Raw genomic sequence first — 7,747 nt, forward strand, 5'->3', positions numbered from 1 at the left:
CTCGCCAATTACCTGGTACCACGGACCATCTTTGTCGCCGCGGGTAAACATTTGCCCTATCGGGTTCTGATTCGGCCAGAACTGCCGAACCATGGCCTCGTTAACGACGGTCGGAATTGTGATCGCATTTTTCTCTTCGGGCGAGAGTTTGCCACCCGATTTAGTGATGGCGTCGACACGTTTATCCAGTGCCAAAGCTCTGTTCACATCTTCCTGCGTGAATACCCGTCCCCGCAGTAAGGGAATTCCCATCGCTTTGAAATAATGGGGTGAGACCGCGTGACTTTCTACTAGGGGGCCAGTCATCGGCTTAAAGGGCTGCCCGCGAAGCGAGATGTATCCGTTACTGCCTCCTTCGAGCGGCATGCGAGTGCTGAGCGCCGCCGAATCCACTCCAGGAATCTCCCGGACTTTCTCCAACAGAGATTCTGCAAAGCTGAATTGCGGCTGAGGATCTTTGTACTTCGCATCCGGGAGAGATACCACCGCGGTCCATACGCCCTCTGGACGCACGCCAATATTGTTGCTGCGGAGGCGAATGAAGTCCCTCAGCAACAGGCCGGCCGAGATCAGCAGCAGAAGGGAAAGCGCCACTTCGCCGATCACTAATGCATCACTGACTGAACGACGTTTCCGGCCAGCGCTGATGGCGCTCCCAGCGCCACCTTTCAATTCTTCGAAGAAGTCTGGACGCGAGATTTGCAGTGCCGGCACAATGCCGAAAACAACGCCGGTTAAAAAAGCCAGTACCAATGTGAAACCGAGTACAGCCGGATTGATATTGATCACGTTCGCTTCCGGCAATCCCAGATGCTTTAAAGACGTGATGACCTTCACACCACCCCAGGCCAGCGCCAACCCTGCAATGGCACCGGCGCCCGACAGCAGAACGCTTTCCGTGAGAACCTGCCGAATGAGCCGGGTGCGGCCTGCACCGAGCGCACCGCGAATGGCCATCTCCTTTTGCCTCGCCACCGCGCGCGAGAGCAGCAGGTTTGCGATGTTTGCGCAGGCAATCAGCAGCACGAGCGCTACGGCCCACAACATCATGAGTAAGGAACTGCGCGATTCTGCAACCATGTTCTCGTGCAGCTCAACCAGCGAAGCGCCGACCTTGTAGTTCGAATCCGGGTACTGCTGTTCGAGGCGGCTAGCGATCACCGACATTTCTGATTGCGCTTCCTGCAGCGAAACGCCAGGCTTCAAGCGACCGAAAGCCCTGAAAGAATGACTGCCGCGTTGGCCAAGGCCTTTGCTGTCCATGTCCATGGGAATCCAAAGCTGAGCTTCCGAGGGGAAGTGGAATCCCGCCGGCATCACGCCGATCACGTTGTACTTCTCGCCGTTTAACTCAACATCACGGCCAATGATTTTGGAATCGCCTCCGAAATGGCTCTGCCATAAGCCGTAGCTGAGGATCAACACATGATCGTGACCGGGCTGGTCTTCTCCTTGAGCCCACGTTCTTCCCAGCAGAGGGCGCGCGCCGAGCAAAGAGAAGAAGTTCGATTCCGTGGGAATCCCCATCACGTGGTCTGGTTCGCCATGCCCGCTAAGGTTCATGGAATGAGCCCAGCTGATGAGAGTCATGTCCTGGAAGCTGTGGTTCTGTGTTTTCCAGTCGACAAAGTCCGGACCAGTGAACGGATAATTTCCTGGCGCAGCTTCGGTTTCATAAAGCCGCACTAGCTGTCCCGGTTTGTCATAGGGCAGCGGGCGCAAAAGAACGGCATAGATGATGCTGAAGATCGCCGTGTTTGCGCCGATTCCCAACGCAAGCGTCAGAATGGCTACTGCAGCGAAGCCAGGAGCACGGCGCAGTCCACGGACGCCGTAGCTGAAGTCCTGCATGACTTGGTCGAGCATGGGAGGCCTCAGGAAAAAAGATGATTACACGGTAGGCAGATTACGGATCCGTGGAATTTAGACGTGTGAGTACGGATCAGGTTAGGGGCGAATTGGGAGGAGGTTCTAAACCGACGCGTGTTTGAATTCGCCCTTTTACGGCGCTTTTGGTGATGACACACTTTGCCATCTTGAGAGACGTTGAGGGAAATTTCACGTGAAGAGCTGAGCGTTTACAATCCAGAGCGAAATCTACTCCAAACCCAAGGTGAGCATTGGATCCGAATTTCATGCGCAGGGCGATAGCCCTCTCTCTCGAAAACGCGCGCTCAAACGATGGCGGACCATTTGGTGCGGTGGTTGTGAAAGATGGCCAGATCGTTGGACAAGGCAGGAACCAGGTTCTAGCCACAAACGATCCCAGCGCTCACGCGGAAGTCGTCGCAATTCGCGAAGCTTGCCGTCGATTGAACACGTTTCAGCTCACCGGATGCGACATCTATACGAGTTGCGAGCCATGTCCGATGTGCATGGGATTGATCTACTGGTCGCGCCCAGAACGCGTGTACTACGCCAACACCGCCGCCGACGCAGCGAACATCGGATTCGACGATGACTTCATCTATCACGAACTAGCGCGCGATCCGCAAAATCGTGCTCTCAAAATGGAACAGATCATGCGTGACGAAGCCCTCATCGCATTCCGCGAATGGGACAAGAAACCGGATAAGGTACGGTATTAACAGAACCGGCGGCGATAGCCGGTGGGCTGGAGATGAGCGCTGACCCATCTCCAGGCGCGATCATAAGCTCAAGAAGTTAGACTCGCTCGGAGCCGAGACGCAGCCCAACACACGCGGCTGCTCTATTCGTTATGGTCGGATGTTTGTGTCGTTCACCTGAATCAACTCTGGCACGGTTACTCCCGTACTCTCGCGGGGACCAACACGATTCTGCGTTCACCAAAACCAGCCACATAATCGCCTGCATGAGTACCAGTTCGAAACTCGGAGTGGCCTTCCTATTCTGTTTTGGTCTCGCTTTCGCCGGAATGGGCGGCGCTTTCATGCTGAAGTGCTTGTCTGCACCGCAGACGATGCCAAACTCCACTGCTGGGGCGATCTTTGCGGGAGGCTTTGCGCTGATCGGTCTACTGATCATGGGCGGAACTTTGTACGCAGCGAGCAAATTGAAGCAGGATGACGAAGCCAAAGCTGCGCACCCCGATTCGCCGTGGCTCTGGCGTCAGGATTGGGCGCAAAGCCGTGTCTATGGCCGGCAGAATAACCGTGCTGCGGCGCTGTGGGTGGCCACCATCGTCGTCGGTTGCCTTACGCTGCCGTGGATTTTCATTGCCTCGCATCCGGACGCGCATAAAGCGGCGCCGCCGCTGATCTTCTTCCTCGTGCTCGGCTCCTTCGCGCCGTTGACTGCCGTCAGCGCGATCATCGCCACGATTCGCCGCGAACGCTATGGCAAGACCTACTTCGAGTTCGACTCTCTTCCGATCTCTCCGGGCAAGAAGATGACCGGAAGAATCGAGCTGCATCTCGCCAGTGGAGCACAGCACGGCATCGACGTGCGTCTCTGTTGCGTGCGTCGCATTACCACTGGCTCAGGCAAAGAGCAAAGCACGCATGACGAGATACTGTGGGAACAAGAGCAGAACGTCCCATCGAATCTGCTCGGCTTCGGTGCGGTCGGCACGTCGGTTCCCGTGAGCTTCGACGTTCCGGCAGACGCATACGAGAGCAATAGCGAGAATCCACGAGATAAAGTTCTGTGGCTGCTGCGCGCGAAAGCCGACGTGACAGGCGTTGATTTCAAAGAAGAATATGAGCTGCCGGTATTTCGTACTGCGGCCTCGTCGGCACCCAGCGCAGCGACCAGTTCCAATTCGGTATTCACCACCAGCTTCGGAGCTGCCGCAGCGCCGGTCTTTGCTATGCAGGCGGAGAGCGGGCCGGTGGAGCGTCCGGCGAAGACATCGGCGGTGATCTCGACTGACTGGAACGGAACGCAGATGTATTTTCCGCCGCTGCGGAATCCAGCTTCCACGCTAGCGCTGTTTGGGATCGCGGCGGCCTGGACCGCAGTTGTCTATTTTCTGCCGCATTCCGAAGCTCCAAAGTTTTTCTTCACCGTCTTCGGCTGCGTAGATGTTCTGCTCCTGCTGGCTCTCTTTTCGGCGATTTTCTCGAGCACACGCATCACGCTTTCGGGCGACACTCTCACCCGGCGCAAATCGTTTCTCGGGCTGGCTAGAACGAAAGCCATCCCTTTTTCGGAAATCGCAGAGATCCATCCCTACTCCGGATTCCAGCAAAACACGAATATCTTCTACGGATTGAGACTCACGACGAAGAGCGGGCGCAAGCTCAACTTGGTAAATGGAATCGCCGATCGCCAGGAGGCGCGGTGGCTGGTGTCGCAGATCGAATCGGCTGCGGGCCTGAAGCAGGACACGCGGGTCGAGACGCCCAACTTCTACGGTCCGCCGCCACAGCGAGGCGTTCCGCCGTCCCCTGCCACGCGGAAGGCTCCGGGCTGGGTAGCAGTTGTCTTCATGCTCATATGGATCGGGTTCATCTTTGGTCGGGTACTCATTCCAGGCTTCTCGCACTCGGCGAAGTCGAACGCTGCTCGGAGCAAATCGGCATCGCGTCCTGCTATTCAAGTCGTCCCGCGCAGGTTCTCGCCGATCACGGAAGCTGATTTGGCACGAATATCAGCCTTGCCAGTGCAGGACCAGGCTGAGGACCTGCTGGAGCGCAGCATCGGCCACGATCCGCGCGCGTTGGACATCTTCAACTCGCATTACGCCGACTACAAAGGCGAAGTGAAGCAGAGTCCGCGCATGCAGCAGTTGTTAAATCGCGCGCAATACTCAACCGATCTGCGCGTACGGTACGCCTACTCCGACATGATGCTTGCGATGGAAGGCTGGAGCAAAGACAGCGAAGCTGTCAGCATTCTTCTCGGTCGCGCGAAGAACGATCCCAGCTCTCGCGCGTACGACATGTGGTACTTAGGCATGCTCGGCGGGCGAGGTGTTGAGACTGAGCAGGTCCAAAATGCGCTCTACGATTACGCCCGCACTGACCCTGACGCGAAGGTCCGTCAAGCGGCAGCCGAGGGCCTGCGATTCTTAGGAACGGACCAGGCACTCGACGACTTATTTCAGATATTCACCACTGATGCCTCGTTCAGCGTTCGCGATCGCGCCGGCTGCAATATCTCCGATTGCGGGGACTTCATGCGCAAGCAGCGCATGCGGATTTTCCCGAAGTTGCTCGAATTAGCCGAGGCTCCAGATACGAACGCGCAGATGCGCAATTGGTCATTCCTCGCCATGCAGGAGATCGCGGATGTTGGTCTTCCAGCCAACGCGAAGGCATGGCATCAGTGGTACGACCAGCACGGCGCAGAAAAGATGGCGCAATTTCAATCGATGCCTGAATGGCAAGTGCGTGGAGACGAATAACGGAAGCGCCGGCGTGCCGGAGATGAGCGACTAAGCCAAGCTCCGGATTCCGTGATGATCCACTTTGCGGAAGACGGATATGCAAACTATGCGCGGCCGCAAACATCGGGCTGCACCAGCGCGCCTACCGGCACCGGTCTGTTACTTCGCCAAGCTCGACAGCACGCCGTAGGGCGACTTTTCCGGCGTGACCATTACCTCGCGCGAAATGATCAGCGTCTGCTCCAGCGCGAACTGTCCTGACAGCACAGCGTGGCTGACCATATCGGTGTAGACCATCCAGCTCGAGCCCGGCGGAAACTCCCAGTGCTGCTTCGGACAATTCTGCTGAAACGACGAATTCTCTTTCAGGTAATTGTGGAAGCGCATCATGAATTCGTCGTAAGGCGAGCGCTTTAGCGACGGCGCGAGGGTGCCGAAGCCGATTCCAGCCAGCGCGCGTTTCGCTCCCGACATCTGCATCGACGAAGGCAGCGGCACGGAGCTGCCGCCGTTCAGCTTGCCTGCGCGCATCTTTTCAACCAGCACGTCGAAGGTCTCAGTAGTAATCCAATTGCGCGTGCGCTGCGGATTGATGTTGTTGAAGAAGCGCAGAATGCGATCTCCATGCGTCGGACGAGTCGGAAAAGCATCGGTGTGCAGAAGATCATTGCGCTTGCGCAGCGAGAGGTCGCGTCCTTCTTCCTCCTCCGGACGATAGCTGGCGTAATCGACGCGCCAGCGCGCCTGATATGGCGCTAAAAAGCCGCGCAGAAAATCGATCACATCGTCGGAATACCGCCGCATGATGCCGCGCAGGCGATCGGCAATTTTGGGATTTTGTGCGTCGAAGCCGGTGATGCGATCTTCCAGCGGACGGTAGGCGATGTTTTTGTGATACGCCCCGCCGACCTGCTGATGCCCAATAAGAAACTCCAAATCGCTGCTCGGAATTACAAGGGGAGTCTCAGGGAAAAAGATGATGTCGCCGGCTTCGAGCTTCACGCAGAAGTCCCGCAGCCGCGCCGGTTCTTTCAGTGAATCCGTGAGTTCATTTCGGGAAATGGTGACGAGCTGCATGCGCTACCTGCTTCTTTCCCGAAAGAAGAAAATCATGGAACCCACGAGAGCGAGAACGAAGATTCCAATTGCCGCGGGAGCAGCAAAATCCCGGTAAGCCATGGCGAAATCAAGGCGCCGGCCGCGAATCGAGCCGAGGATCGCGATCCCCGCAATCGCGCAGGCGTTCAGAAAGAAGAACGAAATCACCGATACGAGCAATGCTGTGCCGATCGCCTTTGCGATCGTGTAAATAACCGAGGGCTTGCTCTCCCGCATGATCGTCGAAGGAATGCGGATCTCCTTCATGTGGATAGAGGGCATGAACACATTTTACCGAGCTAAGGAAGTTTCGGGTTTCAAGTTTCGGGTTTCGGCAAAGCCTGCTCCTAAGCTTTGTGTTCGAGAAAACGTGGACAACTGGCTTTGCCGAAACCTGAAACTCGAAACCCGAAACGCTTTTCCCAGGTTCAGCTATTCGGCTGGGCTCCGTGGGAAGGAAGATCGTTAGTTTTTCGGCGTGTGAGCACAAACGGCTTGCGGCGGAGGCGGCTGGCTGAAACTTCGCGGTCGATCTTTGACCAGAAAGCTACGAAGTAATCCACGGCCGAGACAATTGAGACCGCGACCATGAACCAGATAGCTATGCGCGCGATGAGATCGACCGGAAAAACGAATGACTGGCCGATGTTCCACGCCAGCCATTTGTGGTCGAGGATGGCGGCGACTACGCTAACGATCTGGGCGAACATCTTCAGCTTGCCAAGATTGCTCGCCTGAATAGTGAAGCCTTCCGAAGCAGCAATGCTGCGCAAGCCGCTCACCAGGAACTCGCGCCCAATGATGAGAACAGCGATCCAAGCTGGAACGATCCTGGGATTGAACTGAACGAGGGAAATGAACGCAGCGGCAATCAGCAGCTTGTCGGCAAGCGGATCGAGCAGCATGCCCATCGTCGTGACCTGGCCTCGCTTGCGCGCCAGATACCCGTCCAGACCGTCAGTAATCGAAGCCAAAATGAATAGCGCCGAAGCAGCCAGCTCCTTCTCTCCGTGGGTGCCGGAAAGGACGTTGCTGGTCAGCAGCCACAACAATATGGGCACACTGAAGATGCGGCTAATCGTGATGTAATTGGGCAGATTCACAGAAACAGCAGTCCCGACGCCTCGATTATCTGCTTCGTCTTGAGCCAAAGCAACGACGGCGTTCCTGCCTTACTGTCATTCCGATGCTTGCTGTCATTCCGAACCGCCGCCTTTGCGGTGAGGAATCCCTATCGACTTGCATGATCCCTTCTCGTGCGAAATCCTCAAGAGAGCGACCGACAATCCGAATGCCCTTGGGTCCACGCTTTCGAAGTCCGTAGGGATTCCTCGCCGC

The 7,747-nt window shown here is 56.6% G+C and carries 6 protein-coding genes; 2 read left to right on the forward strand and 4 right to left on the reverse strand.

What is annotated here, in order from left to right; all coding sequences use genetic code 11:
* Nucleotides 1-1,866: ABC transporter permease (locus VFU50_08945; GenBank protein ID HEU5232973.1), on the reverse strand; the 1,866-nt coding region annotated here is incomplete at its 3' end.
* Between the two features lie 254 nt (nucleotides 1,867-2,120).
* On the opposite strand from VFU50_08945, the gene VFU50_08950 reads away from it, so the two are divergent.
* A complete protein-coding gene (locus VFU50_08950) occupies nucleotides 2,121-2,588 on the forward strand; it encodes a nucleoside deaminase (protein ID HEU5232974.1) in 468 nt (155 codons plus the stop codon).
* Nucleotides 2,589-2,833: 245 nt separating this feature from the next.
* Nucleotides 2,834-5,329: a HEAT repeat domain-containing protein gene (locus VFU50_08955; protein HEU5232975.1), complete on the forward strand. Its 2,496-nt coding sequence runs from the start codon at nucleotides 2,834-2,836 to the stop codon at nucleotides 5,327-5,329.
* 141 nt (nucleotides 5,330-5,470) lie between these two features.
* On the opposite strand, the gene VFU50_08960 is transcribed toward VFU50_08955, so the two are convergent.
* From VFU50_08960 to pgsA, 3 genes are all read right to left on the reverse strand, one after another.
* A complete protein-coding gene (locus VFU50_08960; GenBank protein HEU5232976.1) occupies nucleotides 5,471-6,388 on the reverse strand; it encodes a Kdo hydroxylase family protein in 918 nt (305 codons plus the stop codon).
* 3 nt (nucleotides 6,389-6,391) lie between these two features.
* Nucleotides 6,392-6,691: a hypothetical protein gene (locus VFU50_08965; protein HEU5232977.1), complete on the reverse strand. Its 300-nt coding sequence runs from the start codon at nucleotides 6,689-6,691 to the stop codon at nucleotides 6,392-6,394.
* A gap of 146 nt (nucleotides 6,692-6,837) precedes the next feature.
* Nucleotides 6,838-7,512, reverse strand: coding sequence for a CDP-diacylglycerol--glycerol-3-phosphate 3-phosphatidyltransferase (gene pgsA / locus VFU50_08970; protein ID HEU5232978.1), 675 nt, complete (start codon nucleotides 7,510-7,512; stop codon nucleotides 6,838-6,840).
* Nucleotides 7,513-7,747: the final 235 nt, after the last annotated feature.

The organism is Terriglobales bacterium, assembly GCA_035764005.1.
In the GTDB taxonomy this organism is placed as follows: domain Bacteria; phylum Acidobacteriota; class Terriglobia; order Terriglobales; family Acidobacteriaceae; genus Gp1-AA112.